Source organism: Methyloversatilis discipulorum, from assembly GCF_018780585.1.
Lineage (GTDB): Bacteria > Pseudomonadota > Gammaproteobacteria > Burkholderiales > Rhodocyclaceae > Methyloversatilis > Methyloversatilis discipulorum_B.
Genome location: NZ_JADMJL010000024.1, coordinates 39752 through 65660, shown reverse-complemented (window position 1 = coordinate 65660; position 25909 = coordinate 39752). Strand labels below are relative to the sequence as shown.

Here is a 25909-nt window from a genome sequence, read left to right as displayed (position 1 = left end):
GATGAACGCACGCCTTGCCGGTTGGCTCGCCCTGTCCGCCTTCGTGGTCGGGGTGGACCAGCTCACCAAATACCTGATTACGCAGTGGCTGAGCTATGGCCAGAGCTGGTCGGTGACCGGGTTCTTCGACCTCGTGCTGGTCTACAACCCCGGTGCGGCCTTCAGCTTCCTGGCGGACCACGACGGCTGGCAGCGCTGGTTCTTCATCGTGCTGACGTCCACGGTGTCGATCTGGCTGATCATGCTGATGCGCAAGCACGTCGCGGAAGTGGTGTTGCCGCTCGGCCTGGCGCTGATACTGGGCGGCGCGATCGGCAACCTGATCGACCGCGTCGTGCTCGGCGCCGTGGTCGACTTCCTGTATTTTCATGCCGGGAGCCGTGGCTTCCCGGCCTTCAACGTGGCTGACTCGGCCATTACAGCGGGTGTGGTGCTGATGCTGGCAGACCAGTTCGGTCTGTCGGATCGCTTCGCCCGCGCGGAGAAACAAGCATGAACGACACCGTCAAGGCAGACAGCCTGGTCACGCTGCATTTCCGCGTCGCGCTGCCGGAAGGCGGTCAGGCGCTGATCAGCACCTTCGAATCGACGCCGGCCACGCTGCAGCTGGGAGGCGGCGAGCTGGCGCCGGCGCTCGAAGCGCGTCTTGCCGGGCTGGAAGTGGGCAGCCACCATGTGTTCGAGCTGGCGCCGGGCGAGGTGTTCGGCGAGCACAAGGCGGACCTGGTCGAGCGCTTTGCGCGTCGCGACATCCCGGCCGACATCGAACTGGACGTGCATTCGGTGATCGAATTCACCGATAACGACGGCAACAAGTTTCCCGGGCTGGTGCGCGAACTGGACGAGCAGTCCGCGCTGATCGATTTCAACCACCCGCTGGCGGGCCGCGCCGTGCGTTTCGAGGTGGAGGTGATCGGTGTCTCCTGAGGGCGAGAACATGGACGTGCTGCTGGCCAATCCGCGTGGCTTCTGTGCCGGCGTGGAGCGCGCGATCGCCATCGTCGAGCGCGCGCTGGAGCAGTACGGGGCGCCGATCTATGTGCGCCACGAAGTGGTGCACAACAAGTTCGTCGTCGACAGCCTGCGCGCCAAGGGCGCCATCTTCATCGACGACCTGGCGCTGGTGCCGCAGGGCGCCACGCTCATTTTCAGCGCGCATGGTGTACCGCAGACCGTACGTCACGATGCGTCGTCGCGAGGCCTCCGCGTGTTCGACGCGACCTGCCCGCTGGTGACCAAGGTGCATGTTGAGGTCGCCAAGATGCGCGACGCCGGGCGCGAGATCATCATGATCGGCCACAAGGGGCATCCCGAGGTCGAGGGCACCATGGGCCAGGCCGAAGGCGGCATGTATCTGGTCGAAACCGTGGCCGACGTGCAGTCACTTCAGGTGACCGACCCGGACAAGCTGGCCTACGTGACGCAGACCACGCTGTCGGTCGATGACGCGCAGATCATCGTCGACGCGCTGCGTGCGCGCTTTCCGACCATCGTCGGTCCGAAGCGTGACGACATCTGCTACGCGACGCAGAACCGTCAGGATGCGGTCAAGTTCATGGCACCGCGCAGCGATCTGGTGCTGGTGGTGGGGTCGCCCAACAGCTCCAATTCCAACCGCCTGCGCGAGGTGGCGGAGCAGTTCGGCGTACCGGCGCACCTGATCGACAACGCCAGCCAGATCGATCCCGCGTGGCTGGCAGGACGTAAGCGCATCGGCGTCACCGCCGGGGCGTCGGCGCCCGAAGTGCTGGTGGATGCGGTGATCGCCCGGCTGCGCGAACTGGGTGCGGCATCGGTCAGGACGCTCGACGGCACGCCGGAGAACGTGAATTTTCCGCTGCCGAAGGAACTGGCTCAGCCGTGATCGGACTTTGCGTGACGGCACTCCGTTTCATATACTCGAAACCATGAAATCTCCGCTCAACCGCGAACAGACCATCGATCTGCTGCGCGCTCACGACATCAACCTGACGCAGCCGCGCATCGACATCGCCTGTGTGCTGTTCTCGCGCATGGAGCATCTGTCGGCCGACCAGATCCTGGCCATGGTCAACGAAACTTCGCCATCCGCGTCGAAGGCGACCGTCTACAACACGCTCAAGGTGTTGCGTGAGGCCGGGCTGATCCGCGAGGTGATCGTCGATCCGACCAAGGTGTTCTTCGATCCGAACACCGAACCGCACCATCATCTGTACGACGTCGTGACCGGTTGCCTGACCGATATCCCCAACAACACCTTGCGCATCGAAGGCATGCCGCAACTGCCGCCGGGCATGGTGGCCGATGGGGTCGATATCGTCGTGCGCGTGCGTCCGGGCGCTTGAGTGCGGCGAAATTACCGCTTTCTGCCTTACCCGCATTGATTTTGCAGTGTTCAGCGGCTATCATGCGCGCTCTTTATTGCCGCTGTAGCTCAGTCGGTAGAGCAGCGCATTCGTAATGCGAAGGTCACCAGTTCGATTCCGGTCAGCGGCACCAGTGAAATGAAGCAGAAAAGCCAGTTCTCGCGAACTGGCTTTTTTGTTTTGTGCGGCTGGGTTCCACCCAAGAACAAGGGGTTGCGGCCTCGCGGCGGCAACCCCTTTGATCTGATCAGCGCGACGTGCGCTCAGCCATTCACCTGCAGGCTGTCGCCGGCGACTTCTTCACTCAGCGCCAGCGGGACGCTGAGACTGCGCAGCGCGGCGGTGACGTGGTGCATCGGTGCGATTTCGTGACGGAACAGGTAGGCGAGCACCTTGCCGTTGCTCCAGGTGTCGGGCAGCGCGATGCGCACGGTGTGCGCTGCGCTGGCGTCCAGTGCCGTATGCACGAGCCAGGCGCCGATCTGTTCGCGCAGCAGGAAACGGGTCTTCAGCGGGCTTGTGGCGAGCGACATGCCCGGTGCTTCGGACAGGCGGATGGCCAGGGCACGTGCCAGCGGGATCCAGTCGGATTCGACCTGCTGACCGTGGCAGGCGGCGAGAGCGGCGTGTTCCCGCTTCAGGAACTCACACAGCAGCGCTGCCAGTTCGCCAGCCGTCCAGTTGCGCAGGCCCGGAGCCGCCGGCGCTGCATCGTGCGCGGACGTGCTGTCATGATGCGCGGCATTCGCCGAGAAGCGCGGCCAGCTGGCCCGTGTACGGGCCGGGGACAGTTCTTCGCCAGCGCCTGATTGACGCGCGACGACGACCCCTTCGTTCAGACTTGCACCCATGGCATACCTTTTGAGTTGTTGATTCGATGGTAATGCTGCGATGTGTCATTCTTTGGAACTTAGGTCACCCGGACTAAGGGTTTACCCGGATACTGCTTTTCCTCCAATCACGGCTTCCTTGACCTCTGTCACACCACCCGCGCGCGGCACGATGCGCCGGAAACGGCCGTGTGGCTTGATGCAGACCGAGGGAATCCCGCATCCCGGAACTTGTCCGAACCTGCACCTCTGGTGTTATCGACACGGAAGTTAACAAATGAAGAACTCTTTTTCGCGCGCCATCCACCTTCGTGATTACGTCGCCCCCGCCTGGTGGGTGGACGAGGTGGAACTCGACGTGACCCTGGTCGACGACGGTACGGCCCTGGTTGCTGCTGTCATGATGTTGCGCCGCAACGAATCGGTGCCACGCGCACCGCTGCGGCTCGACGGGGAAGCCCTCGAGCTGCTGCAACTCAGCGTCGATGGGCGCGCGCTGCCCGCGCCGGCCTCATTCGTCCGCGACGGCAGACTCGAACTGGCCGATCTGCCCGACCGTTGCCGTGTCGCCACGCAGGTACGCATCAAACCGGACGAGAACACCACGCTGTCCGGCTTCTACCGCTCGAAGGACGGCTACTTCACGCAGTGCGAGGCGGAAGGCTTCCGTCGCATCACCTGGTTCCCGGATCGTCCGGACGTGATGTCACGCTACACGGTGACGCTGCACGCCGACAGGGCGCGCTTCCCGGACCTGCTGGCCAACGGCAACCTCGTCGCGAGCGGTGACGAAGAGGGCGGGCGCCACTGGGCGCGCTGGGTCGATCCCTTTCCCAAGCCCTGCTATCTGTTCGCCATGGTCGCGGCGAAGCTCGACCGCCTCGACGACAGCTATACGACGGCATCCGGCCGCAAGGTCGATCTCGCGATCTATGTCGAGCCGGGCAAGCTGGACCAGTGCGATTTCGCGATGCATGCGCTGAAGAAGTCGATGCGCTGGGACGAGCATCGTTTCGGCCTGGAGCTCGACCTCGACCGCTACATGATCGTCGCCGTCGGCGACTTCAACATGGGGGCGATGGAGAACAAGGGCCTCAACATCTTCAATACCAAGTACGTGCTGGCGCGTCCGGACATCGCCACCGACGTTGATTACATGAACATCGACCGCGTGGTCGCGCACGAGTATTTCCACAACTGGACCGGCAACCGTGTCACCTGCCGCGACTGGTTCCAGCTGTCATTGAAGGAAGGCCTGACCGTTTTCCGCGACCAGGAATACGGGTCGGACGAATATTCGCGCCCGGTGCAGCGCATTCAGGAAGTACGCGGGCTGCGCGCGGCGCAGTTCCCGGAGGACGCCGGGCCGATGGCGCACCCGATACGGCCGGCCAGCTACGAGGAAATCAACAACTTCTACACCGCCACTGTCTATGAAAAGGGCGCCGAGGTGGTGCGGATGATCCACACGCTGCTCGGCGAGGACGGTTTCCGCCGCGGCATGGATCTGTATTTCGAGCGGCACGACGGACAGGCGGTGACCTGCGACGACTTCGTGTCGGCGATGCAGGACGCATCCGGCATCGATCTGACCCAGTTCCGCCGCTGGTACGAACAGGCGGGTACGCCCCGGTTGAAGGCCGAGGCCGCTTTCGATGCCCCCAGCGGACGATGGACGCTGACGCTGACCCAGTCCAACCCGGAAACCGCCTACGAGAAGCGTCTGGCTGAGGAAGGACTGCAGTTCCCGCGCGGTCCGCTGCACATTCCGGTGGCGCTGGGCCTGCTGAGCGCGGATGGCCGCGAAATCCTGCCGACCACGGTGCTGTCGCTGACCGAGGCGACGCAGACCTTCGAGTTCGATCTGTCGTCGCACGCGCTCGCGTCGGCACCGCTGCCGTCGCTGCTACGCAATTTCTCGGCACCGGTGGCGCTCGATTTCGATTATGGAGATGCCGGGCTGGCAACGCTGATGGCGCACGACCGCGACGACTTCAACCGCTGGGAGGCCGGCCAGCGGCTCGCGACCCGGTTGATGCTGGCGGGTGTGGCGCAGGTGCAGGCAGGCAATGAGCCCGCGGTGCCCGATCTGTTCATCGATGCCTTCGCCGCGGTGCTGGCACAGGCGGACGCCGATCCGGCCTTTGCTGCCGAGGCGCTCACGCTCCCCTCCGAGGCCTGGCTGGGCGACCAGATGGCGGTGATCGACCCGGATGCCATCCATCAGGTGCGTACGCTGTTCAGGCGCACCCTGGCTGAGCGGCTGCGGCCGCAGTTCGAGGCGTTGCTGGCGCGCCACGTCGTGGCGGGCGCGTACGCACCGGAACCGGCGGCGATGGGTCGGCGCGCACTGCGCAACCTCGCGCTCGGCTATCTGATGACGCTGGACGACAGTGCGCTGCAGCTGCGGGCGCTGGCGCAGTTCCGCGACGCCGACAACATGACCGACCAGTTCGCCGCGTTCGCGCTGCTGGCGCACAGCGACACGCCGCTGCGCGAGGTGGCGCTGAACGAGTTCTATGCACGCTGGAAGGACGAGGCGCTGGTGGTGGACAAGTGGCTGGCGGTGCAGGCGACCTCGCCGCTGCCGGACGCCCGCGCCCGCGTGCGCGAGCTGATGGCGCACGAGGCCTTCGACCTGAAGAACCCGAACAAGGTGTATGCGCTGGTGCGCACTTTCTGCGCCGCCAATCCGCTGCACTTCCACGCCGCCGACGGTTCCGGTTACGCCTACGCCGCCGGCGTCATCCGCGAACTGGACCCGGTGAATCCGCAGGTCGCGTCGCGCGTGGCACGTGCCTTCGACCGCTGGCGCCGCTTCGACGACGGCCGTCAGGCCCACGCCCGCAAGGCGCTGGAGAGCATCCGCGACCTGCCGGGACTGTCGGCCGACGTGGCCGAAGTGGTGGGACGGGCGCTGGCCTGACGCCGCGCAGCGGCCCGCATGGGCCGTTGCCGCGATGCCTCAGAAGCGATAGGTGGCCGAGGCGCGCACCGTGCGCAGCGTGCCGAGGAAGCAGTCGCCACGTGACAGGCAGGTGGTGTAGTACTCGCGGTCGGCGATGTTGTCGACATTGAGCGCATAGCGCCACTGGCCGGTCCGGTAGGCGCGCAGCGCGTCCATCAGCGTGATCGAGGGCGTACGCAGGCTGTCAGTGCCGTCCCAGCTGGCGCCGATGTAGCGCACGCCGCCGCCCACCTCGAACTGACCCGGCAGGTCGAAGGCGGTGAAGCGCTTCACCGCCCAGGCGCTGGCCATGTGTTCCGGAATGCTGGCAAGACGCTTGCCCAAGTCGCCCCGGGTGCTCTTGGTGACCTCCGTGTCCGTATAGCTATAGGTGGCGATAAGGTCAACGCCGCCCGCCAGGCTGGCCTGCGCTTCCACCTCGACGCCGCGTATCGTCGCCTCGCCGACCTGGATGCTGTTCTGCGTGTTGCTCGGGTCAGTCGTCAGGCGGTTCTTCTCCTTCAGCTCGTAGGCGGCCAGCGTCAGGAACAGGCGGCTCCCCGGCGGCTGGTACTTTACGCCGACTTCCCACTGCTCGCCTTCGAGCGGCTTGTAGGCCTCGTTGTAGAAGTTGAAGCCGGCGCTTGGGTTGAACGACTCCGAATAGCTCACATAAGGCGCCCAGCCATTGTCGAACAGGTGCAGCAGGCCGGCGCGCCAGGTGGTCGCGTGCGTGTCGATGCGGGCCGACGCCGCATCGCGATCGTTGTTCTGACGCGCCCAGTCGCGGCGCGCGCCGATGGTGGCGATCCAGCGGCGGTCTATCTTCAGCTGCTCCTGCAGGTAGAAGCCGCTCTGATAAAGCTGGGTGTCGGGCTGCCGTGCCAGCGCGGGCACTGTGTAGTTGCCGTAGACCGGCGCGTAGACGTCGATCGCCGGTACGTTGGCGCTTCCCAGCAGCGAACTGGTGAGTACGCGCTGGAAGTCGAAGCCGAACAGCACCGTATGCTCGAACGGTCCGTGCGTGAAGTTCGCCTGCAATTGCGTGTCGGCGGTGAGCGCCTCGACCTCGGGCTTGGACACGTAGATCGTGCGGTTCAGTGTACGGCTATCCGGGTTCAGCGACGGAACGCCGCCGGACGGAAATCTCGTGTAGACCGACTGGTAGGTGACCTGGCTGTCGGAATGGCGCACGTTCTGACGTAGCGTCAGCGCCTCGTTGAAGCGGTGCTCGAAGCGGTAGCCGAAGGCCTGCTGCTCGCCGATGTAGCGGTCGAAGCCCGGTTCGCTGATATTGGTGCGGAACGGAATGCGGCCGTTCGGCGCCGGCAGCACGGTGCCCTGGTGCGGGAAGAAGAACTGCGTCGTGTTCGTGTGATCGCGCTGGATGTTGGCCCACACCGTCAGTTCGGTATCGGTGCTCGGGCGCCAGGTCAGCGAGGGCATGAACACCATGCGGTCGTCCTGCGTGTGGTCGACCTGGGTTTCCGCGTCCTGGCCGACCGCCACCAGCCGGTAAAGCCACTTGCCTTCGCTGTCCAGCGGGCCGGTCGAATCGACGGCCAGACGCTTCAGGCCGTTGTTGCCGACCACTGCCTGCACCTCGTGCTGGGCTTCCGCCAACGGGCGCTTCGACACCAGGTTCACGGTGCCGCCGAAACTGCCCTGACCGTACATGATCGAGGAGGGGCCGCGCAGCACCTCGACCCGCTCCAGCGTGTAGACGTCCGGCCGGATGTTGTTGTAGCTGCCGAACAGCATGCGCAGTCCGTCCTGGTACTGGGTGAAGCTGGCGCCGCGCAGTTGCGCCCAGTCACCGCGATTGTCCAGTCCGTAGGGCTCGGCGCGGGCGCCGGCGGTGTAGCGCAGCGCGTCCTGCACCGATACCACCGACTGCGCTTCCAATCGGTCGCGCGTGATGACCGAGATCGACTGCGCGGTTTCGACCAGCGGCGTGTCGGTCTTGGTGGCTGAGGCGCTGCGCCGGGCAACGTAGCCGCGGACCGGGCCGTCGGCCTTTTCGGTGGCGCGCTCGTCCTCGACCTTGACGGCCGGCAGGGTGGGTACGTCGGCGGCGTGGGCGCCGTGCGTCCAGGCCAGCAGCGCGAGACTGACCGGCCCCAGGCGCATCGCTGCGCGGGGAACTCGTTTCATGGCTTCTCCGGAATCTTGAATCGAATGGCCGGCGACAAGCGCGCCGGCGTGGTTTTCAAATGGCCTGGCGCATCGGCTGGGTTCCATCGGTGGGGGCGGCCCAGACGCTGTTCGGATCACCGTCCAGGGCACGTTTTCTCGTCAGCGCGGCGAGCCAGACATAGCCGGCCGCCATCAGCAGCGCGCACAGGTCGATGCCGAGCAGGACCCAGTCGCCGAGCAGGGCGCTGTGCAGCAGATGGTCACCGGTCAGCGCGCCGTGACTGAGCGGAATCGCGGCCGTAAATGCCGCGGTCAGCAGCAGCAGTTCGACCGCTGCGCGCGAAGGCGGGCGCACGAAGGACCACGCCAGCGCGGCGAAGAACACGCCGAAGCAGGCACTCTTCTCGATCAGTTCGCGGTCGGCGCCCGGCATCGCGGCGGCGATCTGGGTGGCGACGAAGGCGGCGGACACCGCGGCGCAGCAGCCGACGCAGACGCCGATCGTCGCCTGCGCCATGCGGACCAGATGCGTCGGTTGCGCCACCTGCTGGCGCTTGCGCCGTGCCTCTATCCACAGCAGATTGCCGCTGAAGAACAGGAAGGCGCCGGCCAGACCGAGCAGGCCATACAGACCTTGCACGATGGCACCGCCATAGCTCCCGAAGTGCAGCGCGTAGAGGCCGGCGTAGGCGGCATGATTGGCGTCATTGCGGCCTCCGGTCTGCACGTTCAGTACACGCCCGGTGGCTGCTTCGAGCGCCACGCCGCCGGATACCGCGAGCGCGCGCGGGCTGGTGCCACGCACCTCGACCTGAGCGGCGCGGTCGCCGTACTGGTAGTAGCGCAGCCACTTCGGCTCGAATTCCGGGGCGGCTGCGCGCGCGGCCGTGACCAGCGCTGCAGGCGACTGCATCGGCGACGCTTCGCCGGCCGCATCGGCACCGGTCGACACCCGCGTTGCACGCCGGATCTCGAGCGGCAGTTCGCCGCCGAACACCGGCACGTTCATCAGCGCGATCAGCACCGCGGACAGGCACAGCAGCGCACCGCTGATCGCGAACACGATATGGAAAGGCAGGCTGCAGACGCCGATCGCGTTGTGCGCGTCCTGCCAGAAGCGCTTCAGGTTGCGCCCCGGACGCAGCGCGAACAGGTCGCGCAGCAGCAGCGGCAGGTGGATGAGCACGCCTGACACCAGCGCTACGCCGTACATCATCGACACGATGCCCATCACATAGATGCCGGCGACCGGCAGCCCGAGCGAGAAGTGCAGGCTGTTGATCAGGTCGGCCAGACCGGAATGCGGCGCTTCGTCGTCCAGTCCGGCGGCGACGCGCAGCGGTGCATGCGTCCATTCGCCGTCCTCCTTCTTCCAGTAGGCGACCGGCGATGGCGCGCTCGCGGAGGGCAGTTGCACGAAGAAGTCGGCGGCCGCCTGCGGATGCTTGCGCACCATGCCGTCGATCAGGGCGGGCAGTTCATCCGTCGTGACCGCCTGTGCGGTGTGGCGGTGCTCGGGGCTCTGCCAGTGGTGCAGGTCCTCGTGGAACACCGTGATGGCGCCGCAGTAGAAGGCGACGAACAGCGCGAAGCCAGCGATCAGGCCGGTCCACGTGTGCAGGGTCGAGAAATGTCGAAGGGTGGATGACTTCACAGCGCGCCTCCGAGTCGTACGAGGGTCAGCAGACCTGCGGCCGCGATGTTCAGCGACAGCATGCGCAGCCAGGCGCTGCGGGTGTCGGCGAACAGCACGGCGGCGCAGGCGATGGCGGTCCACAGCGGGAAGAAAAGTTGCAGGGACGGCACCAGCACATCCTGCCAACGCCCGGGCCAACCCCAGGCGATCAGCCCGGTCAGTGCGGCGGCGAGCGGAATGCCGAGCAGCGCGCCGGCTGCAAAACGCCCCCACATCACGATGGCTCCCGTGCGGACTGTCCGGGCAGCAGCGCCCAGGGCAGGGTGGCGAGCATCAGCATCCAGGCGACCAGTCCGGCACAGGGGCCGGCGACCGGGCCGAGCGCCTCGGCCCATGCCCACAGCGACAGTGCACCGGGCACGATGCAGGCGGCAAGTCGCCAGGACAGAGGAGGGCGGCGGTGCAGCAGCACCTGCCGCGGGCTGCAGATGTAACAGGCGACGGCACACAGCGCGCACGTCAACATGGCGAGAATAATCATGATTGCGGACCAGCCACTCGATTGCTTGGCCCGGAATTAGACGCCATGTAACTGCGTATGTGAACAGGAATGATTCGTATTAATAACCCGGGCTGAAGAAGGGTGTTCGGCGCGGAGGCATTCTCCGCGCGCGCTTCCTCGTTCAGTCGGTCGCGATCATCGCCTCGAACGCCAGCGCGGCCGGGCTGAGCGGGCGGCGCGGCAGGCGCAGGCGGTAGAGCTGGCGCGTCAGTTGCACGCCGGGCAGCGTCAGCGTGGCGACCTTGCCGAGCGCGATCTGGTCGGCCGAGCTGACGCGCGGCACCATCGACACGCCGCCGCCGGCAGCAACGGTCTGGATGACCGCCTCGGTACTGCCGGCTTCTATCGTGCGAGCCGGCACGATGCCCAGCTTGTCCAGCCAGCGGTTCATCACTTCGCGGGTGCCGGAGCCGTGCTCGCGCACTACCCAGGTGACGGCGCTCAGGTCGGCGGCGCTGACCGTGCCGGCCTTCGCCAGCGCGCTGTCGGGCGGGGCGACGATGAGCAGGGTTTCGTCGCGCCAGGGGCGGGATTCGATCCGCTCGTCTTCGACCGGGCCTTCGACCAGTGCGATGTCGACTTCGCAGGCGAGCAGCCGGTCAGCCACCGTCTGCGTGTTGGCGCTGGTCAGGCTCAGCGTGATGCCCGGATGCGCCTGGGCGAAATCGGCGACGTAGCCCGGCAGCCAGTAACCGGCCACCGTCATGCTGGCACCGATGCGCAGGCGGCCGCGTTCGAGGTTGGAATAGGCCTGCAGCGCTTCGAGCGCGGCGCGTTCCATCGCGAAGATGCCGCCCGCGTACTCGAACAGCACCTGACCGGCTTCGGTCAGCGACACGATGCGCGCGCCGCGCTCGATCAGCACCACGTCGAGCTGGTCTTCCAGTTCGCGCAGCGCCTTCGATACGGCGGGCTGACTGATGCCGAGATGCTCGGCGGCGCGCGAGAAGCTCGCGTGTTCGCCGACGGTGTGGAAGATGCGGAGCAGGTGCAGGTTCATCGCGGTGTTCGGGTGCGGGGAGGCCGCATTGTTTCACATCGGGCCAAATGAAAAGGCCCGCACGGGGCGGGCCTTGACAACGTGCAGGGCGGGGATCAGCCGGCCATCTGCACCGGAATGTGACCACGCTGGTTCACGATGTTGTTCTTGCCATCGACGTATACGAGCTTGGGCTCGTAGCGGGCCAGTTCCAGCTCGGTGTACTGGGCGTAGCAGGCGATGATGAGCAGGTCGCCGGCGGCGGCCTTGCGCGCTGCCGCGCCATTGACCGAAATGATGCCGGATCCGCGCTCGGCGCTGATCGCGTAGGTCGAGAAACGCTCGCCGTTGGTCACGTTGTAGATGTCGATCGCCTGATACTCGCGGATGTCCGCGGCGTCGAGCAGATTCTGGTCGATCGCACAGGAGCCCTCGTAGTGCAGCTCGGAATGCGTCGTCGTGACCCGGTGAAGCTTGGACTGAAGCATGGTGCGTTGCATATGGGCGCTCCTTCGATATCGCGCTGTTCAGACAACACGCGCACGCAAGGGCGTGCGCGACAGTGCGCTACTGGAACGCCACCGGCCTTGAGCGCATCGTGGCGACCTACACTTCCAGATTGTCGATCAGGCGCGTCGACCCGAGCAGGGCGGCGGCCACGATCACCAGACTGGATTCGTGAGCGGCCGGCGATTGTAAGTCGGCTTGTCGTCGCACCGCAATATATTGTGGAGACCAGCCACGGGCCTGGAGAAACGCCATGGCGTCGGTCTCGATCCGCGCGTAGTCACGGTTTCCGGCGCGCAATGCTTCGCGCGCCGCCACCAGGGCCTGATACAGCTGCACCGCCTGCGCCCTTTCGTCCGCCGACAGGTAGCCGTTGCGCGAAGACAGCGCCAGACCGTCGTCGGCACGCAGTGTTTCACCACCGACGATGGCGATCGGCAGCGCCATCTGCTGCACCAGCTGGCGGATCACCATCAGTTGCTGGTAGTCCTTCTTGCCGAACAGGGCCACCTGCGGCTGCACGACGTTGAACAGCTTGGCCACCACGGTCGCCACGCCGGTGAAGAAACCGGGCCGGAAGGCGCCTTCGAGGATGTCGGCCAGCACCGGGTCCGGTACCACGCGCAGCGTCTGCGGCAGCGGATACAACTCGCTTTCCGACGGTGCGAACACGTGCGCCACCCCCGCCGCCTGCATGCGCGCGCAGTCGGCGTCCATCGTGCGCGGGTAGCGGTCGAAGTCCTCGTTCGGTCCGAACTGAAGCCGGTTTACGAACACGCTGGCCACCACCACGTCGGCGTGGTCGCGCCCCTGGCGCATCAGCGAGGCGTGGCCCTCGTGCAGATTGCCCATGGTGGGCACGAAGGCGATGCGCGCGCCGCGTGCGCGTTCGGCATCGAGCGCGGCGCGCAGGCCGGCGATGGTTGGGTGGATCTGCATCGGGGAGACTCGCTGGATCAGTAGCAGTGTTCGGGGCCGGGGAAGCTGCGGTCCTTGACCGCGGCGACGTAACGGCTCAACGCGTCATGCACGTCGTCGGCGCCCGGCATGAAGTTGCGCACGAAGCGCGGGCGGCGGCCCGGGAACAGGCCGAGCACATCGTGCAGCACCAGGACCTGACCGCTGCAGTCGACGCCGGCACCGATCCCTATCGTGATCAGCTGCGTGCTCGTGGTCACCTCGGCGGCAAGGCGGGCCGGCACCATTTCGAGCACCATCATCGTCGCCCCCGCCTGTTCCAGTTCCTTGGCGTCCTGCAGCAGCCGGGCGGCGGCGGCGTCGGTCACGCCCTGGGCGCGGTAGCCGCCGAGCTGATGCACCGATTGCGGCGTCAGACCGAGATGGGCGCACACCGGCACGCCGCGCTCGACCAGGAAGCGCACGGTGTCGGCCATGTGGGCGCCGCCTTCGAGCTTCACCATCTGTGCGCCGGCGGTCATCAGCTGCACCGACGAGCGCATCGCCTGTTCGCGCGTCTCCTGATAGCTGCCGAAGGGCAGGTCGGTGATCAGGAAGGCACGGCCACCGACGTTGGCCAGACCGCGGGCGACGCAGCCGGTGTGATAGGCCATGTCGTTCAGCGTGACCGGCAGCGTCGTGTCGTGGCCCTGCAGCACGTTGCCGAGCGAGTCGCCGACCAGCAGCACTTCGGCGCCGGCGGCATCGCACACGGCGGCGAAGGTCGAGTCGTAACAGGTGAGCATGGCGATCGGCTCGGCGTTCGCACGCATGCGCAGCAGGGTGTTCAGCGTGACCGGGCGGCGCGCCGGGTCGGTGTCGCGCATATAGGTCATGAGGCGTATCCGAAAAATTCGCGGAAGGAGCGCATCTGGCCGAGCCGCTCGACCAGCAGCGCGAAGTCGTCGTCGCTGTCGACCGGGTTCAGTTCCTCGGCATTGACGATGAACAGCGGGCTGGCGTCGTACTGGTAGAAGAAGCGCGCATAGCGCTCGACCACGCGGGCCAGATAGCTCTCGCTGATGCGCCGTTCGGCGTCGAGGCCACGCCTGCGCACGCGCTCGGCCAGCGTATCGGCGTCGGCCTGCAGGTAGATCACCAGGTCCGGCGCCGGCGCCTGCAGCTTCAGCGAGGCGTAGATCTGGCGGTACAGCGCGTATTCGTCGTCGGTCAGGTTCATCGACGCGAACAGCGGGTCCTTGTCGATCAGGAAGTCGGCCACCAGTCGGCCGGAGAACAGGTCGTCCTGCATCACCTCGCGCAGCTGTTCCATGCGCTGGAACAGGAAGAACAGCTGGGTCTGCAGCGCGTAGCGCTCCATGTTCTGGTAGAAGCGGCCGAGGAAGGGATTCTCTTCCGGCTTCTCGAACAGCGTCGGCGCCTGCAGGTGGTCCGCCAGCCGCCGGGCCAGCGAGGTCTTGCCCACACCTATGGGCCCTTCGACGACGATGTAGCGTGCCTTGTCCAGCATCGATGGGGAATTCCGGTCGGGGAAGCGGATCGGGAGATCAGCGGAAGATGAAATACACCGCGCCCAGCATACACAGCGCGGCCCACAGATAGTCAAGCTTGAGCGGTTCGTTCATGTAGAACACGGCGAAGGGCACGAATACGCTCAGCGTGATCACCTCCTGCATGATCTTGAGCTGGCCGAGTGACAGTTGCGTGTGGCCGATGCGGTTCGCCGGCACCTGCAGCAGGTACTCGAACAGCGCGATGCCCCAGGAAAACAGCGCGGCGTACCACCACGGGCGGTGGTTCAGGTCGCGCAGGTGGGCGTACCAGGCGAAAGTCATGAACACGTTCGACGCGATCAACAGACCCGCGGCCTGTGTCCATGCAGGCAGCTGCGGCAGCATCACTCGGCCGCGGCCGCGCCGGCCATCGGTTTGCGCCGCGGGCGGCGGCGCTTCTTCGGCGCTTCTTCAGGACGCAGCATCGATTCGCGCGTCGGGCCGTCGGCGGCGGCGAAGTCGGTCCACCAGTCGGCCAGTTCCTGTTCGACCTCACCGCTTCCCGCCCGCAGCAGCAGGAAGTCGTAGGCGGCGCGGAAGCGAGGCAGTTCGAGCAGGCGGTAGGGGCGCTTGCCGGCGCGTTGTTCGAAGCGCGGCTGCAGCAGCCAGATGTCCTTGATGTCGGTGGCGATGCGCCGCGTGATGGCGAGCTTCTCCGCCTGCTGGTCGAGCACTGCGCTCATCGCCTCGAACATCGCCGGGATCGACGGTTCGCCCGCCTGCTTGCGCTTCTCCCAGTCGGCCAGCACCTCGTGCCACAGCAGTGTGGCGAACAGGAAGCCGGGCGAGATCGATTTGCCCTCGCGCACGCGCTCGTCGGTGCGCTCCAGCGACAGCATGACGAAGCGCTCGCCCATCGGCTGTTCGAGAATGACGTCGAGCAGCGGCAACAGGCCGTGGTGCAGGCCGTCCTCGCGCAGCTGGCGCACGCAGCGCACGGCGTGACCGCTGGTCAGCAGCTTCAGCATTTCGTCGAACAGGCGGGCCGGCGGCACGTTCTCCAGCAGGCTGGCCATCGACCGTATCGGCTCGCGCGCGTCGGGGTCGATCACCAGACCGAGCTTGGCCGCCAGGCGCACCGCACGCAGCATGCGCACCGGGTCTTCGCGGTAGCGGCGCGGGGCATCACCGATCATGCGCAGCGTCTTCTGCTTCAGATCGGCCACGCCGTGATGGAAATCGACGACGGTTTCGGTCGCCGGGTCGTAGTACAGCGCATTGACCGTGAAGTCGCGGCGCGCGGCGTCCTCTTCCATCGTGCCGAACACATTGTCGTGCAGGATGCGGCCATGTTCGTCGGTCACCGCCTCGGAGTCGCCGCGGAAGGTGGTCACCTCGATCACGTCGCGGCCGAACATGACGTGCACGATCTTGAAGCGGCGGCCGATCATGCGCGCGCGGCGGAACACCGCGGTCACCTGTTCCGGCGTGGCGCTGGTGGCGACGTCGAAGTCCTTCGGTTCGATGCCGGCGATCAGGTCGCGCACCGCGCCGCCGACCACATAGGCCTGGTAGCCCTCGGCCTGCAGCGCATCGCATACCTTGCGCGCCGCCGGCAGCAGCTGTTCGCGCGCGATGCCGTGCTGTGCGCGCGGAATATGGACAGGGCCGCTGCTCGCGGCCTGCGTACGGGCGTTGTCTTCGGGGCGACGGAATATCCGGCGCAGCAACTTTCGGATCATCAGTAAGGGGACTTTCTGGCGTGACTCGGACCAGGGCGCGGCAGCGCCGGACGCGACATGTTAACGCATGCAGCGTGCGCCGGCCGCCTGTGTTGCACGGCGGGCCGCTGGCGGGCTACCATCCGCGCCCATGTCGCCCGCCCGCCCCCGTTTCCGCCTCGCCCTGATGCTCGCGCTGTTCGCAGTGTGCGCGCAGGCGCTGCTGCCCACGCTGATGCGCTGGCAGCAGTCGGCCGATCCGACCGGCATGGCGCAGATCTGTACCGCTTTCGGTATCGGATCGGCATCGACCGCGGAACAGGGTGACGACGAAGGCGGCAACGCCGGTCATTGCCCCTGGTGTGTCGCGCAGTCCTTGCCGGTGCTGCCGACGCAACCGGCGCATGCCGTCTTTGCGCTGCATGCCGAGCGGCAGGCGCCGCCGCCGGCGCTCTCTGCCGCCGTCACCGCCGCCACGCTGCTGGCGCCTTCCCCACGCGCGCCGCCAGCGCTCGCCTGATTCCATCGCCTTCGTCCGCGTGACGGCCTGACCGCCGTCGCGCGTTCCGTGTCGCCGTCCTGCGCCTGCGCGCGGCGCGACGCACTCCATTCGAAAGTGCCGTCATGTTCCCGTCGTCCCACGCGACCGCGCCTGCGCGCGCGCGTCTCAAACGCATTCCTCTCGCCCTTGCCGCGCTGGCGGCCGCACCGGCTGTTTTCGCCGACAGCGCGCTGCAGTTGCCCGCCGTGCGCGTCGAGGCACGGCGCATCGACGCCGCCACGCTGCCTGGCATCGACGAAGCGCGCGCCGCGCTCGCGCTGACGCCGGGTGGCGCTGCCGTGATCGATTCCGCCAGCTTCCGCGACGCCCGCGTATCCACGTTGCAGGACGCGCTGGGCTACAGCGCCGGCGTATTCGTGCAGCCGCGCTTCGGCTCCGAGGAGTCGCGGCTGTCGATCCGCGGTTCCGGACTGCAGCGCACCTTCCACCTGCGCGGCATCAAGCTGATGCAGGACGGCGTGCCGATCAATCTGGCCGACGGTGGCGGCGATTTCCAGGTTCTGGAGCCGCTGGCCACGCGCTACATCGAAGTGTGGCGCGGCGCCAATGCGTTGCAGTACGGATCGAGCACGCTCGGCGGGGCGATCAATTACGTGTCGCCGACCGGCCACGATGCGCCGGCTCTGACGGTGCGCGCCGAGACCGGCGCCTTCGGCTATCTGCGCAGCCAGCTGGCCGGCGGTTTCGCGGCCGGGCGCGTCGACGGCTACTTCAGCGCGACCAGCTTCGCCCAGGACGGCTTCCGCGATCACGCGCGGCAGGACACGCAGCGCGTGGTCGGCAATCTCGGCGTGCTGCTCGCGCCGTCGCTGGAAACGCGCTTCTTCGTACAGGCTGCGCAGAGCGACTCCGAACTGCCGGGCAACCTGACGCGTCAGCAACTGCGTGACAATCCGCGCCAGGCAGCCGCCGGCAACGTCACCGGCAACCAGAAGCGCGACATCGATCTGTGGCGCGTGTCCAATCGCACCGTCTGGCAGGCGGCCGACGGTCTGCGTTTCGAGCTGTCGGCCTATTACGCCGACAAGGACCTGTTCCACCCGATCTTCCAGGTACTCGACCAGCGCAGCAAGGACTTCGGTGCCGAACTGCGCATGGTGTCCGACGGCACGCTGGCCGGCCGGCCGAACCGCCTGGTCGCCGGCCTGGCGAGTTCGCGTGGCGACACCGACGACGACCGCTGGACAAACATCGGCGGCACGCGCGGCGCCCGCGCCAACAAGTTCGACACCTCGGCACGCAATGTCGAAGCCTATGTCGAGGATCAGTTCACCTTCGTTCCAGGCTGGACCGCGGTGGTCGGTACGCAGTACACCAATGCGCGTCGACGCAGCCGCGACCTGTGCTTCACCGGCGGTCCGCTGGTCTGTGGCGGTGCCGACGAGAGCTTCAGCCGTTCCTATGAAGGCTGGAGTCCGAAGTTCGGCATCCGTCACGATCTGTCGCCGGCGGTGCAGCTGTTCGGCAACGTGTCGCGCAGTTTCGAGCCGCCGTCCTTCGGCGAGCTGACTGGTGGCGCCGCGGTGATCGATTCCTTGCGCGCGCAGCGTGCGACCACGTGGGAAGTGGGCGGCCGCGGCAGCTTCGGCTGGGGCGCGGTCGATCTGGCGCTCTACCGCGCAAAGGTGACCGACGAGCTGCTGGGTGTCGCCGTGAATACGATCACCGGTCAGACAACCACGATTAACGTGCCGAAGACTGTGCACCGCGGTGTCGAGTTTGCGGCGCACGGCCAGTTCGGCGGCGGCTTCGAGTGGCGTCAGGCATTGCTCTACAACGACTTCCGCTTCGACGGCGATGCGCTGTTCGGCGACAACCGCCTGCCTGGCGTGCCGCGCACGCTGTTCCGCGGCGAGCTGGGCTACCGCTTTGCCGGTGCGCCGGGCGGCCCGCTGAAGATCGCCGCCAGCGCCGAATGGTCGCCGCAGCGCTATGCGGTCGATATGGCGAATACCGAGTTCGCCGACGACTACGCCATCTTCGGCCTGCGCATGCAGCAGCAGCTCGGCCGCCAGCTGTCCTGGTTCATCGAGGGACGCAACCTCGGAGACCGCCGCTACGCCGCCACCACGAATGTGGTGCGAGATTTCAGTGCGCTGGCCGCTGCCGCGCGCAACGTCTACCTGCCGGGGGACGGCCGTGCCGTCTATGCCGGCATCGAATGGAGGATGTAAGGATGAAGATCAGGATCTGCGCACTGGCGCTGCTGGCCGCACCCATCGTCGCCAGCGCGCACGTCGTGCTCGAACAGCAGGTTGCAACGGCCGGTAGCTACTACAAGGGCGTGTTCCGCGTCGGCCACGGCTGCGAAGGTTCGGCCACCGTCGCGCTGACGGTGACGCTGCCCGAGCCGATGGCCAGCGTGAAACCGATGGTGAAACCGGGCTGGACGGTCAGCACGCGCAGCGAGAAGTTGGCGCAGCCGCTGATGAATCACGGCAAGCCGGTCACCGAGGCCGTGGTCGAAGTGAGCTGGCGCGGCGGCCCGCTGGCCGACGCACACTATGACGAGTTCGCGCTGATGATGAAGCTACCCGACGCAGCGGGACGCCGCTGGTTCAAGGTGACGCAGGTGTGCGAACAGGGTGCGAACGACTGGTCGCAGATTCCCGCCGAGGGGCAGACCACGCGCGATCTGAAGATGCCGGCCGCGGTGCTCGACATCCAGCCTGCCGCCGGTCACGCCCATCATTGAGGTCGCGACGGAGGGGCCGTTGCACGGCCCTTGGCGTCAGGCCTTGACCGGACGTTTCAGCAGCTTGCGCTGCAGCGTCCGGCGATGCATTTTCAATGCGCGCGCGGTGGCGGAAATGTTGCCGTCGTGTTCCTTCAGCACGCGCTGAATGTGCTCCCACTCCAGGCGTCCGACAGACAGCGGCTCGGCGTCGAGCATGTCATCGGCAGGTGCGCTGATCACGCAGTCGAAAGCCGACAGGATGGCATCGACCTCGACCGGCTTGGCCAGATACTGGAAAGCGCCCAGCTTGATCGCATCGACCGCGGTGGCGATGCTCGCGTAACCGGTGAGCACGACGATGCGCAGTTCGGGGAGCGCGTCGATCAGCGGCCTGACCAGGGACAGGCCGGACGTGCCATTCAGGTTCAGGTCGAGCACGACGCGGGCGGGTTTCTGCCGCGCGGCCACGGCAAGCGCAGTGGCGGGGTCGGTACTCCCGTAGGCGTCCAGCCCGCGCCGGCGCAGTGCATTCACCAGCACTGCGTTGAAGGTTTCGTCATCGTCGATGACCAGTATCGATTCAGACATGAAGGCCTATCCGTGCGAGAGGCAGCCGGATCGTCGCCCGCGCGCCACCGGTCCAGGGGTTGTCCAGTTCGAGCGTGCCGCCCATGCGCTCCAGGCTGGCGGTGGTCAGCAACAGGCCGATGCCGCTGCCCTGGGCGGCGTCGCCGAAGGTCTGGCGTCCGGCCTTGCGCATCACGTCGTCGGAGAAGCCCGGTCCGCTGTCGCGCACCTCGATGCGCACTTCCTCGGCATTCCAGTCGAGTGCCAGGTCAACCGGCGCGCCGGCGCGCAGCGCGTTGTCGAGTACGCTGACCACACCCTGGCCCAGCGTGGGCTCGATCACGATGAGCGGCGGCTCGCCGCTGCCGAGCAGCGTGAAGGTGGTGTCGCATTCACCGCGCAGGCTGCGCCATGCGGCGTGCAGGCCTTCCAGCCAAGCGTCGCACCGCATCGACTCGGCGCCTTCGCTGCGCTGGTCGCCGGCCTGCTCGGTCAGGCGCGTGATGATGCGCTTGCAGTAGGCGATCTGTTCGCGCATCAGTCTCAGGTCGGCCGCTGCGGTCGTGTCCGCCGGCGTGTCGCGCTCCATCTCGCCGACCAGTACGGCCAGCGTGGCCAGCGGTGACCCGAGTTCGTGTGCGGCCCCCGCCGCCAGCGCGCCAAGTGCCAGCACGCGTTCGTCGCGATAGGTCTGTTCGCGTGCGCGCGCCAGTTCCGCGTCACGTCGACGCAGTGCATCGGTCGTGCGCATGACGAACCAGGCGAGCATGGCGGCCGACACGACAAAGGTGAGCCACATGCCGGACAGGTGCAGCGTCGTCGCGCGCCGGGCATCGCCCAGCTCGAGCGGGATGAACTGCACCATCAGCAGCGAGTAGAGCAGGATGGCCAGTGCGGCGATCGCCAGTACCGCGCCGCGCGACAGCAGCAATGCCGACAGCACCACCGGAAGCAGCAGCATGAACACCAGCGGATTGGTGGCACCGCCGCTGAAATAGAGCAGCGCGGCGAAGGCGAGCAGGTCGATGCACAGCTGCAGCAGACAGCCGGTGGCGTCCGGTGCACCGGCGCTGCGGTGCAACTGCCAGTGCATGAGACCGTTCCACAGGCCCACCGCGGCGAGAATGGCCAGCATCGGCTGTTGCGGCAGCGGCAGGTCGAGCAGTCCGGGGGCGATGGCCAGCAGCAACAGCAGCGCGCCCAGCGCCCACCAGCGCGCCCTGATCAACCCCGGAAGCAGCCGGTCGTGCGGCCGCGCCGGCGTTTGCGCGGGCAGCGGTGCGGATGGCAAGGCAGTGCTGTGCGGGGGCATGCGTTCAGTCTATGGATTCGCTGCGGGTGCTTCAATCGATCTGCGTGCGTGTGCCGCCCGCGCTGACGGCGCCTGGTGCACACTCACCGCTTTCGACACGCCACGCTCCTGGACCGTACACAGCATGAAGCGCGCCCTGATTCGACAGTCGTTGCCGCATGTGCTGATCGTGGCGCTGCTGATCGGCATCGTGATCGTCGGCAGCCGGCGCGACCTCACGGAGGACGCCGTGCCGCGCATGCTCGCGTCGCCGCCCTGCCGGCTGGATAGCGGCCCCTGCCGCGTGGCGCTCGACCGAGGAGGCTGGCTGGAGCTGACGGTGACGCCGCGCCCGGTTCCGGCCGGTACGCCTTTCGTCGCGTCGCTGGCGCTGAGCGATGTGGATGTCCGCCAGGTCGAGCTCGAGTTCGAGGGCGCCGACATGAATATGGGGCTGTTCAGGCAGGTGCTGGCGCCACGGCCGACCGGCGGCTTCGAGGCGAGCGTCACCCTGCCGATCTGCGCCACCGGCGCGATGCGCTGGCGCACCCGCCTGGTGGTGCGTACAGCTGGCGAGACGCTGATCGCGCCCTTCGACCTCACCACCGGCGAGCCGTCGCGCGCCGGTGGTTGACGGGGCGCCTGCTCAGCATCCGCTGCGACGGCGGACGGCAAGGCCGAGCAGCCCGAGACCGGACAGCAGCAGCGCATAGGTTTCGGGTTCGGGCACGGCGGCGACCGCCAGCGTGGCCGTCATGCCGTAGGTCGGACGCGTCGCGTCCAGTTGCGAAACGTAGTTCACGCCGCCGACGAAGATGCTGTAGTCGCCGGCACCCAGTTCGAAGCTGCCGGTCACGAAGCCGTCGAGATCGCTGTCGGCGGCATAGCCGCGGAAGATGAACACCGACAGCGGGTCGCCGGCATCATTGCCGATCTTCCAGTCGTTCAATGCGCGGAATGCGCCTTCCTTCGGAGCGCCATCGAGCGACGCGAGGTAGTCCTCGGACGCTGCGGCGCCGTCGTGGTCAGCTCCGAACGGTGCGAGGTGAGCCAGGCCTTCGTAGATCGAGAAGCCGGGCAGCAGTCCGCCGACCGAGGTGGCGGTCGCGCCCGCGTTCGCGGCGACGCTGAAGGTGACGGTAGTAGTCGTGCTCAGCGAGAAGCGGAAGGCGCGCAGCCGGTGCGAGTCGCCGAAGTCGGCGTCGAGGCCGTCGGCCCAGCCGTAATTGCCGGACACGGTCTGATTGGCGATGGTGACAATGCCACCGGCGGCATCGAAACCGCCGAAATCACGACCTCCGTAGCCGATATGCGCTTCGGCGGCGAGCGGCAATGCAAAGGTGAGCGCGAGGGCGAGGGTCAGGGATTGCGGGCGGACCATGTCATGTCTCCTTTTTGTAATGAGCGCGGATGCGACTCGGTGGCGCGCATTAGAGCGAACCCGACACGCCGGCGGAATGCGGCAAATCGTCGCGCCAGCGTCCGCTGCGACTAGAAGTTCAGGTTGAGCGCCACATTCAGCGATCGCGCCCGGCCGGGAACCGACATGCCCCAAGGGATGCCAGAAGTGGTCATCGAATTGCCCTGGCCGAGATAGGCGCCGCCCAGCGGCAGCAGGTAGAACCTGTTCAGCGCGTTCTCCAGCGCGAGGTCGAGGCGGCCGTTCTTCCACGCGAAGCTGCTGCGCAGGTTGAGCAGCGTATAGCCCGGGGTCTGCACCTCGTTCCTGACACGCGACACCTCGTCCTTGGCTGAAACCGAATGCACTTCGAGGGTGTTCGTCCACTGCTGCGAGCGATGTTCCAGCGCGATCTTCGCGTGCAGCGGCATGATGTGATAGAGCTTGTCGCCGCTGCTGAGGTTGCGGCCGTCTACGTAGCTCGCCATGCCGTTCAGATAGAGCCTGCCGATGTCCGCATGCTGTGCGATCAGTGTCGAACCGGACACGTCGATGCCCTGCAGCGTCGCCCGCTGATTCACGTACTGCAGGATGACGTAGCGATCGTCGGCGCTGCTGTTCAGCGTGTTGCACTGGGCGCTGAGCGCACGCGGGCAGCGCCGTGCGTCGATGTAGTCGTCGACATAGGTGGCGTGGCCGGAAAGCTTGAAGTCCCAGCGCTCCTTGCCCTCGTCGTGCCAGTGCGCGCTCGCACTTGCGGTGTAGGCCACTTCGGGCTTCAGGTCGGGGTTGCCGAGGTAGGCGTTGCCGTCGCCGACGAAGTTGTTCATCAGGGCGGCCATCGGAAAGGTCGACCACGGGTAGCGCTCGTACAGGCTGGGCGAGCGCGTCTTCCGCGCGATGCCGGCCTCGTAGTTCTGCCGCGCATCCGGCGTGTAACGTACGAGCGCGGTTAGGTCGAGATGGGTGTCGTTCCTGCTGCGGTCGCGCCGGTTGAAGCGGGCAGCGTCGGCCGCGTAGAAATTGCTGTAGCCCTGTACGGTGTCGGCGTCCGCATGCACCAGACCGCCGCGGATGCCCAGCAGGCTGAGCCAGGCCGCGTTCCAGCTGGTCTCCAGTTCGGAGAACAGACCGATGCGGTCGCGCTTGCCGTTACGGATGTTCTGGAAATCGTCGCAGCACATCGCGCCCGGTGCGGTGCCGATGGGCGGCCACCAGTCGTCAAGTCGATACTGCTGGAAGTCGGTACCGACGCGCAGCAGATGTTCTTGGCTCACCGGAATGCTGGCCTTCAGCAGGCCACCCAGCGTACTTGCGTCCGACTTCATCGGCATGAACATGCCGAAGAAGCGGTCTTGGTTCAGATCCATGTGGTGAGCCACGGTCTGCCGGAACAGGCGCGCTTCGAGTTCGCCCCAGGCGTGCTGTCCGAGGTGGCGCAGGTTGATGGTCCGGTTCACGTTCGACGGTGTGTTTTCCGCAATGACGTAGTTGCCCGGATTGGCTGGATCCGGCCGGCTGAAGATCATGTCCATGCGCTGGTTCGGGAAGCCCTGGTAGTCGAGCTTCTGTTCACTGAAGGTCAGGTGAAGGAGGCTGGTCGACGACCACGCGAGGCCCAGGCCGACCTCCCTGTTCTTCGATCCGGCATAGCCGCTCGATGCGACCTCGCGCTCCGCGACCGGGCGCTGACCGAGCTGTTTCCAGAAGCCGTCCCGCTTGAAATCTCCCGCCGTCCGGTAGTTGTCGGATTCGCTGGCGGATTCGCTGTAGCGCAGGCTCAGGCGGCTGCTGGCGATCGACAGGTCCACGCTGTGGCCGCGAGCGTTGCCGTTGCTGCGGAAGAAGGTGCCGACCTTTGCCTCAGTCAGCGCTTCGTTGTCGGACGCGGCGAATTTCGGCCATGCGGACCTGATCTGTATCGCGCCGCCGATGCTGTCGCCGCCTTCGCTGACCGGCGTGATGCCGGCGTAGACGGCCACCGTCTCGACCTTGCTCGGGTCGATCAGCGACAGGGCCGGATTCATGTGATTGGGGCAGGCGGACATCAGGTCCATGCCATCGACGGTGATCTTCAGGCGCTCGTCGGCCAGCCCGCGGATCGACGGCAGGCTGGAGATGCCTCCCGCGCCGTAGGTCGATACGCCCGGAATGCCCTCCAGCAGCCGCGCCGTGTCGCTGCGGGTCGCGCGCAGCGCATCGAGCGTGGAGGAGGGCAGCGTCGTCACGCCGATCGGACTTTCGTCGCGCGCGCCTTCGACCCGGATGGGGGCAAGCGGGGTCGGCGCCGACACGGCTTCGGACTGAGCGAAGGCGCCGATCGGAAGCAGCGCCGGGCAGGAACCCAACAGCAGGATCGCGAGGCGCGAATGCGGTCGCGGACGGGAAGAAGTCATGTGCGGGAGAAATGGCAGAAGGGCGGCGAGGTGGGGACCTCGCCGCCTTCCGGGTGGCCGGAGCGTCGGTCGACGACCTTGTCAGATCGCCCGGCGAAGACGCGCGACGGCGCCGATCAGGGTCAGGCCGGCCAGCATCAGGCCCCAGGTTTCGGGCTCCGGCACCGCCGCGGTGATGGTCTGCGACAGCGGGTATCCGCTCATCGTGCCCTCGGCGCCGTATCCAGCCACGCTGGTGCCGGTCATGCACACGGCGCCCATCATGCCGCCGGCTGCGCAGTCGGCGTAGGCCAGCTTGTTGATCTGCGTCTGAGTCAGTGCAGCGAGCGGATCATCGGGAATGAAGATGAGTGCGTAGGCATTGCCCGGATTGGTGCGGGTGGCGGGAAAACCGTAGTGGACGCCGCCGGCCGCGATACCCGACGCAGGCGACCAGCCGTTGCCACCGGCGCCGGTCCAGAAGGTGTTGGTGTTGGCGTTCCTGAACGCGGCGGCGAAGGTGCCGCCGAGCGCCGCGTCGTACCACGACACCAGCTGATGATCGAGCGACAGCCAGGTCATTCCGCCGCCCATCATGCCGGTCATCGATTCGCTCAACTGACCGTGCAGATTCGTGACCGTGCGCGTCGCGGCGTCGTAGTCGAAGCTGCCGGTGAAAATGGTGTTGTTCGGCTGCGTGTCGGGTTCGTACCACGTGGTGACTACGTCGTAGCTGCTTGCGGCGTGGGCGACGGTCATGCCGGCCGACAGCGCGAGCGCGACGCCGAAATTCAGAAAGCGGTTCATGCATCTCGTCCTCGTAGATGCCTGCAGTCGAGGCGAATGCAGGCGGATTTCAGGCGACGAGGGTCGCTCAGGCATCGCAACGCGGACCTCGTGAGGTCACGCGCGTCGCCTCAACTACGCAACGTCCGGGACGGGATTGTGCTGCATCGAAACCGCG

Annotated in this window: 26 protein-coding genes and 1 tRNA gene; 10 read left to right on the top strand and 17 right to left on the bottom strand. The window is 66.8% G+C overall.

Annotated features, from left to right (window positions below):
* The first annotated feature begins 1 nt into the window (after window position 1).
* From lspA to IV112_RS12135, 5 genes are all read left to right on the top strand, one after another.
* A complete protein-coding gene (lspA, locus tag IV112_RS12155) occupies window positions 2-496 on the top strand; it encodes a signal peptidase II (RefSeq protein WP_304003762.1) in 495 nt (164 codons plus the stop codon).
* The gene (locus IV112_RS12150; protein WP_304003761.1) at window positions 493-927 is read left to right on the top strand and encodes an FKBP-type peptidyl-prolyl cis-trans isomerase; all 435 of its coding nucleotides are present in this window, start codon (window positions 493-495) and stop codon (window positions 925-927) included. The genes lspA and IV112_RS12150 overlap by 4 nt, the downstream gene beginning before the upstream one ends.
* Window positions 928-937: 10 nt before the next feature.
* The gene (ispH, locus tag IV112_RS12145) at window positions 938-1864 is read left to right on the top strand and encodes a 4-hydroxy-3-methylbut-2-enyl diphosphate reductase (RefSeq protein WP_304003792.1); all 927 of its coding nucleotides are present in this window, start codon (window positions 938-940) and stop codon (window positions 1862-1864) included.
* Between the two features lie 43 nt (window positions 1865-1907).
* Window positions 1908-2324 carry a Fur family transcriptional regulator gene (locus IV112_RS12140; protein WP_304003760.1) on the top strand — a complete coding sequence of 139 codons (417 nt, stop codon included), beginning with the start codon at window positions 1908-1910 and terminating at the stop codon, window positions 2322-2324.
* A 78-nt stretch (window positions 2325-2402) separates the two neighbouring features.
* A tRNA-Thr gene (locus IV112_RS12135) sits at window positions 2403-2478 on the top strand.
* Window positions 2479-2608: 130 nt separating this feature from the next.
* On the opposite strand, the gene IV112_RS12130 is transcribed toward IV112_RS12135, so the two are convergent.
* The gene (locus IV112_RS12130; protein ID WP_304003759.1) at window positions 2609-3196 is read right to left on the bottom strand and encodes a hypothetical protein; all 588 of its coding nucleotides are present in this window, start codon (window positions 3194-3196) and stop codon (window positions 2609-2611) included.
* A gap of 256 nt (window positions 3197-3452) precedes the next feature.
* On the opposite strand from IV112_RS12130, the gene pepN reads away from it, so the two are divergent.
* Complete coding sequence (gene pepN, locus IV112_RS12125) at window positions 3453-6101, top strand: aminopeptidase N (RefSeq protein ID WP_304003758.1); 2649 nt, start codon at window positions 3453-3455, stop codon at window positions 6099-6101.
* Between the two features lie 39 nt (window positions 6102-6140).
* Here pepN and IV112_RS12120 read toward each other — a convergent pair whose 3' ends face one another.
* The 11 genes from IV112_RS12120 to pcnB form a co-directional block, all read right to left on the bottom strand.
* Entirely contained in the window at window positions 6141-8276 is a 2136-nt protein-coding gene (locus tag IV112_RS12120) for a TonB-dependent siderophore receptor (RefSeq protein ID WP_304003757.1), read from the bottom strand.
* 55 nt (window positions 8277-8331) lie between these two features.
* Window positions 8332-9912, bottom strand: coding sequence for a PepSY-associated TM helix domain-containing protein (locus tag IV112_RS12115; protein WP_304003756.1), 1581 nt, complete (start codon window positions 9910-9912; stop codon window positions 8332-8334).
* Complete coding sequence (locus IV112_RS12110) at window positions 9909-10169, bottom strand: hypothetical protein (RefSeq protein ID WP_304003755.1); 261 nt, start codon at window positions 10167-10169, stop codon at window positions 9909-9911. Before IV112_RS12110 ends, IV112_RS12115 begins: the two co-directional genes overlap by 4 nt.
* Window positions 10169-10435: a hypothetical protein gene (locus tag IV112_RS12105; protein ID WP_043363778.1), complete on the bottom strand. Its 267-nt coding sequence runs from the start codon at window positions 10433-10435 to the stop codon at window positions 10169-10171. Before IV112_RS12105 ends, IV112_RS12110 begins: the two co-directional genes overlap by 1 nt.
* A 142-nt stretch (window positions 10436-10577) precedes the next feature.
* Window positions 10578-11456, bottom strand: coding sequence for a LysR family transcriptional regulator (locus IV112_RS12100; protein ID WP_019919248.1), 879 nt, complete (start codon window positions 11454-11456; stop codon window positions 10578-10580).
* Between the two features lie 95 nt (window positions 11457-11551).
* Complete coding sequence (gene panD / locus IV112_RS12095) at window positions 11552-11935, bottom strand: aspartate 1-decarboxylase (RefSeq protein WP_019919247.1); 384 nt, start codon at window positions 11933-11935, stop codon at window positions 11552-11554.
* Window positions 11936-12041: 106 nt separating this feature from the next.
* Window positions 12042-12881 carry a pantoate--beta-alanine ligase gene (panC, locus tag IV112_RS12090; RefSeq protein WP_304003754.1) on the bottom strand — a complete coding sequence of 280 codons (840 nt, stop codon included), beginning with the start codon at window positions 12879-12881 and terminating at the stop codon, window positions 12042-12044.
* Window positions 12882-12898: 17 nt separating this feature from the next.
* Window positions 12899-13735, bottom strand: coding sequence for a 3-methyl-2-oxobutanoate hydroxymethyltransferase (gene panB, locus IV112_RS12085; RefSeq protein ID WP_296809708.1), 837 nt, complete (start codon window positions 13733-13735; stop codon window positions 12899-12901).
* Window positions 13732-14370: a deoxynucleoside kinase gene (locus IV112_RS12080; protein ID WP_019919244.1), complete on the bottom strand. Its 639-nt coding sequence runs from the start codon at window positions 14368-14370 to the stop codon at window positions 13732-13734. The genes panB and IV112_RS12080 overlap by 4 nt, the downstream gene beginning before the upstream one ends.
* 37 nt (window positions 14371-14407) lie before the next feature.
* Entirely contained in the window at window positions 14408-14758 is a 351-nt protein-coding gene (locus tag IV112_RS12075) for a DMT family protein (RefSeq protein WP_304003753.1), read from the bottom strand.
* A complete protein-coding gene (pcnB, locus tag IV112_RS12070) occupies window positions 14758-16095 on the bottom strand; it encodes a polynucleotide adenylyltransferase PcnB (RefSeq protein ID WP_304003752.1) in 1338 nt (445 codons plus the stop codon). The genes IV112_RS12075 and pcnB overlap by 1 nt, the downstream gene beginning before the upstream one ends.
* A 130-nt stretch (window positions 16096-16225) precedes the next feature.
* On the opposite strand from pcnB, the gene IV112_RS12065 reads away from it, so the two are divergent.
* The 3 genes from IV112_RS12065 to IV112_RS12055 all read left to right on the top strand — a co-directional run bounded on the left by IV112_RS12065 (window position 16226) and on the right by IV112_RS12055 (window position 19331).
* Entirely contained in the window at window positions 16226-16594 is a 369-nt protein-coding gene (locus tag IV112_RS12065; RefSeq protein WP_304003751.1) for a DUF2946 family protein, read from the top strand.
* A gap of 104 nt (window positions 16595-16698) precedes the next feature.
* Window positions 16699-18810, top strand: coding sequence for a TonB-dependent receptor family protein (locus IV112_RS12060; protein ID WP_304003750.1), 2112 nt, complete (start codon window positions 16699-16701; stop codon window positions 18808-18810).
* A 2-nt stretch (window positions 18811-18812) separates the two neighbouring features.
* A complete protein-coding gene (locus IV112_RS12055) occupies window positions 18813-19331 on the top strand; it encodes a YcnI family copper-binding membrane protein (protein WP_304003749.1) in 519 nt (172 codons plus the stop codon).
* A 36-nt stretch (window positions 19332-19367) separates the two neighbouring features.
* Here the strand turns inward: IV112_RS12055 and IV112_RS12050 are convergent, their stop codons facing one another.
* Window positions 19368-19901, bottom strand: coding sequence for a response regulator transcription factor (locus IV112_RS12050; RefSeq protein ID WP_304003748.1), 534 nt, complete (start codon window positions 19899-19901; stop codon window positions 19368-19370).
* Complete coding sequence (locus IV112_RS12045; RefSeq protein WP_304003747.1) at window positions 19894-21192, bottom strand: sensor histidine kinase; 1299 nt, start codon at window positions 21190-21192, stop codon at window positions 19894-19896. The genes IV112_RS12050 and IV112_RS12045 overlap by 8 nt, the downstream gene beginning before the upstream one ends.
* Before the next feature lie 124 nt (window positions 21193-21316).
* Between IV112_RS12045 and IV112_RS12040 the strand changes: the two genes are divergently transcribed.
* Window positions 21317-21805: a hypothetical protein gene (locus IV112_RS12040; protein ID WP_304003746.1), complete on the top strand. Its 489-nt coding sequence runs from the start codon at window positions 21317-21319 to the stop codon at window positions 21803-21805.
* Window positions 21806-21817: 12 nt separating this feature from the next.
* Here the strand turns inward: IV112_RS12040 and IV112_RS12035 are convergent, their stop codons facing one another.
* The 3 genes from IV112_RS12035 to IV112_RS12025 all read right to left on the bottom strand — a co-directional run bounded on the left by IV112_RS12035 (window position 21818) and on the right by IV112_RS12025 (window position 25752).
* Window positions 21818-22552, bottom strand: a complete 735-nt coding sequence (locus IV112_RS12035) for an FxDxF family PEP-CTERM protein (protein WP_304003745.1) — start codon at window positions 22550-22552, stop codon at window positions 21818-21820.
* Window positions 22553-22662: 110 nt separating this feature from the next.
* Entirely contained in the window at window positions 22663-24966 is a 2304-nt protein-coding gene (locus IV112_RS12030) for a TonB-dependent receptor (RefSeq protein ID WP_304003744.1), read from the bottom strand.
* An 81-nt stretch (window positions 24967-25047) separates the two neighbouring features.
* Window positions 25048-25752, bottom strand: coding sequence for a PEP-CTERM sorting domain-containing protein (locus IV112_RS12025; RefSeq protein WP_304003743.1), 705 nt, complete (start codon window positions 25750-25752; stop codon window positions 25048-25050).
* Between the last annotated feature and the right edge of the window lie 157 nt (window positions 25753-25909).

Bases quoted from the DNA above. Each gene is read 5' to 3' on its own strand.
- pepN (WP_304003758.1), top strand. From the start codon at position 3,453: ATGAAGAACTCTTTTTCGCGCGCCATCCACCTTCGTGATTACGTCGCC.
- IV112_RS12055 (WP_304003749.1), top strand. From the start codon at position 18,813: ATGAAGATCAGGATCTGCGCACTGGCGCTGCTGGCCGCACCCATCGTC.
- IV112_RS12040 (WP_304003746.1), top strand. From the start codon at position 21,317: ATGAAGCGCGCCCTGATTCGACAGTCGTTGCCGCATGTGCTGATCGTG.
- panC (WP_304003754.1), bottom strand. From the start codon at position 12,881: ATGCAGATCCACCCAACCATCGCCGGCCTGCGCGCCGCGCTCGATGCC.
- IV112_RS12130 (WP_304003759.1), bottom strand. From the start codon at position 3,196: ATGGGTGCAAGTCTGAACGAAGGGGTCGTCGTCGCGCGTCAATCAGGC.
- IV112_RS12105 (WP_043363778.1), bottom strand. From the start codon at position 10,435: ATGATTATTCTCGCCATGTTGACGTGCGCGCTGTGTGCCGTCGCCTGT.
- IV112_RS12080 (WP_019919244.1), bottom strand. From the start codon at position 14,370: ATGCTGGACAAGGCACGCTACATCGTCGTCGAAGGGCCCATAGGTGTG.
- IV112_RS12065 (WP_304003751.1), top strand. From the start codon at position 16,226: ATGTCGCCCGCCCGCCCCCGTTTCCGCCTCGCCCTGATGCTCGCGCTG.
- IV112_RS12100 (WP_019919248.1), bottom strand. From the start codon at position 11,456: ATGAACCTGCACCTGCTCCGCATCTTCCACACCGTCGGCGAACACGCG.
- IV112_RS12075 (WP_304003753.1), bottom strand. From the start codon at position 14,758: ATGCTGCCGCAGCTGCCTGCATGGACACAGGCCGCGGGTCTGTTGATC.
- IV112_RS12150 (WP_304003761.1), top strand. From the start codon at position 493: ATGAACGACACCGTCAAGGCAGACAGCCTGGTCACGCTGCATTTCCGC.
- IV112_RS12030 (WP_304003744.1), bottom strand. From the start codon at position 24,966: ATGACTTCTTCCCGTCCGCGACCGCATTCGCGCCTCGCGATCCTGCTG.
- panB (WP_296809708.1), bottom strand. From the start codon at position 13,735: ATGACCTATATGCGCGACACCGACCCGGCGCGCCGCCCGGTCACGCTG.
- panD (WP_019919247.1), bottom strand. From the start codon at position 11,935: ATGCAACGCACCATGCTTCAGTCCAAGCTTCACCGGGTCACGACGACG.
- lspA (WP_304003762.1), top strand. From the start codon at position 2: ATGAACGCACGCCTTGCCGGTTGGCTCGCCCTGTCCGCCTTCGTGGTC.
- pcnB (WP_304003752.1), bottom strand. From the start codon at position 16,095: ATGATCCGAAAGTTGCTGCGCCGGATATTCCGTCGCCCCGAAGACAAC.
- IV112_RS12025 (WP_304003743.1), bottom strand. From the start codon at position 25,752: ATGAACCGCTTTCTGAATTTCGGCGTCGCGCTCGCGCTGTCGGCCGGC.
- IV112_RS12120 (WP_304003757.1), bottom strand. From the start codon at position 8,276: ATGAAACGAGTTCCCCGCGCAGCGATGCGCCTGGGGCCGGTCAGTCTC.
- ispH (WP_304003792.1), top strand. From the start codon at position 938: ATGGACGTGCTGCTGGCCAATCCGCGTGGCTTCTGTGCCGGCGTGGAG.
- IV112_RS12110 (WP_304003755.1), bottom strand. From the start codon at position 10,169: ATGTGGGGGCGTTTTGCAGCCGGCGCGCTGCTCGGCATTCCGCTCGCC.
- IV112_RS12140 (WP_304003760.1), top strand. From the start codon at position 1,908: ATGAAATCTCCGCTCAACCGCGAACAGACCATCGATCTGCTGCGCGCT.
- IV112_RS12060 (WP_304003750.1), top strand. From the start codon at position 16,699: ATGTTCCCGTCGTCCCACGCGACCGCGCCTGCGCGCGCGCGTCTCAAA.
- IV112_RS12035 (WP_304003745.1), bottom strand. From the start codon at position 22,552: ATGGTCCGCCCGCAATCCCTGACCCTCGCCCTCGCGCTCACCTTTGCA.
- IV112_RS12045 (WP_304003747.1), bottom strand. From the start codon at position 21,192: ATGCCCCCGCACAGCACTGCCTTGCCATCCGCACCGCTGCCCGCGCAA.
- IV112_RS12050 (WP_304003748.1), bottom strand. From the start codon at position 19,901: ATGTCTGAATCGATACTGGTCATCGACGATGACGAAACCTTCAACGCA.